At 65.6% G+C, this 1,719-nt stretch carries 2 protein-coding genes; both read left to right on the forward strand.

The genetic code is table 11. The features are described from left to right. The first annotated feature begins 167 nt into the window (after nt 1-167). Entirely contained in the window at nt 168-1,313 is a 1,146-nt protein-coding gene (locus EOA27_RS35305; protein WP_126081475.1) for an aminodeoxychorismate synthase component I, read from the forward strand. Next, on the forward strand, nt 1,262-1,719 hold a 458-nt coding region (locus tag EOA27_RS35310), incomplete at its 3' end, for an aminotransferase class IV (RefSeq protein ID WP_127258600.1). The genes EOA27_RS35305 and EOA27_RS35310, both read left to right, overlap by 52 nt.

Consider the following 1,719-nt stretch of genomic DNA (forward strand, 5'->3'; position numbering starts at 1 on the left):
ACCGTAAGCAACACCTGAATATCCGTCTGGTTGGTACGAGGCGCCCGCATGGGGCGCCGTCTTTATTTTGGCCAGCCGCCTTTGCGTCGCTCGACGCCGTTCCCTCGATTGCGCGTCCCCGGGCCCCCATATAGACCGGTCGACTGAATTGTCCGCTTCCGAGGCTCATGCCCCTGCCCGCAGCCATATTCCGCAATGACGAGAGCGCGCGTCAGCTGGTGTTCGACCGGCCGCACGAGATCATTCTCGCGCGCACTGCGGAGGAGTTCGCGCCGGCGCTCGAGCGAGCCCAGGCTGCTTCCGACGCCGGCAAATGGCTGGCAGGCTATTTCTCCTACGAGGCCGGCTACCTGCTCGAGCCTAAACTGGTGCCGCTGCTGCCCGAAGGCCGCCGCGCGCCGCTGGTCTGTCTCGGCGTCTTCGATGCGCCCGACGAGCAAGAGGTCCCGCAATCGCGGGCGTCCGCCAGCAACGGCCCGATCTTCGATGCCAGGGCAACGTGGTCCGCCGAGGACTATGCCGGCCGCTTCGCGCGCCTTCACAACCACATCCGCAAGGGTGACTGCTATCAGGGCAACCTCACCTTCCCGGTCCGCGCGCAATGGTCCGGCGATCCGCTTGCCGCCTTCGACGCGCTGACCGAGCGCCAGCCGGTCAAATACGGCGCGCTGATCTCGCTCGGCGATCCGATCGTCCTGTCGCGCTCGCCCGAACTGTTCTTCCGGATCGACGCCGACGGCATGATCGAGACGCATCCGATGAAGGGCACCGCGCCGCGCGGCGCGACCAAGGCCGAGGATGCCCGGCTGAAAGCCTTCCTGCGCAACGACGAGAAGAACCAGGCCGAGAACCGGATGATCGTCGATTTGCTGCGCAACGACATCTCGCTGATCAGCGAGGTCGGCACACTGGAGGTGCCGGAACTGTTCCGCATCGAGACCTATCCGACGGTGCACCAGATGGTGAGCCGTGTGCGGGCGAAGCTGCTGCCCGATATCGGCATCCGCCAGGTCTTCGCCGCGCTGTTTCCTTGCGGCTCGATCACCGGCGCGCCGAAAATCCGCGCCATGGAAATCCTGCACGAGCTGGAAGACGCGCCGCGCGACGTCTATTGCGGCGCCATCGGCTGGATCGCGCCGGCCGGCAGGATGCGTTTTTCGGTGGCGATCCGCACCATCTCGCTCTTTGCCGACGGCGAGGCCGTCTACAATGTCGGCGGCGGCGTCGTCTTCGATTCCACAGCCGAGGAGGAGTATCGGGAGTGTCTGTTGAAAGCGCGCTTCGCGACGGGAACGGTGCCGGCTTCGAGCTGATCGAGACCATGCGCTGGGAGCCGGGTTCAGGCTTCCTGCGCTTCGAGCGCCATCTCGCCAGGCTTTATGCGTCCGCCGCCGAGCTCGGCTTCGCCTGCGATCCCGAACGGATCGGCGAAGTGCTGTCGAACACCGTCAACGGACACGGGATTGCCTTGCGCGTGCGCCTTGCCTTGCGGCGCAATGGCGAAGCGACGGCTGCCGCTCAAGCCTATGAACCGCTGCCCGTGGACAAGGTCTGGCGGCTGCAGTTGGCGCGGATCCGTCTCGATTCCACCAACACGATGCTGCGCCACAAGACCAGCCTGCGTCAGGTCTACACGCATGCCCGCGCGGAATATCTCGCCACGCGCGCCGACGAAGTGCTTTTAGCCAACGAGCGCGGCGAGATCTGTGAGGGCACGAT

Source organism: Mesorhizobium sp. M2A.F.Ca.ET.037.01.1.1 (assembly GCF_003998075.1).
In the GTDB taxonomy this organism is placed as follows: domain Bacteria; phylum Pseudomonadota; class Alphaproteobacteria; order Rhizobiales; family Rhizobiaceae; genus Mesorhizobium.

Coding starts and splice junctions, on each gene's coding strand:
- EOA27_RS35305 (WP_126081475.1), top strand. CDS start 168: ATGCCCCTGCCCGCAGCCATATTCCGCAATGACGAGAGCGCGCGTCAG.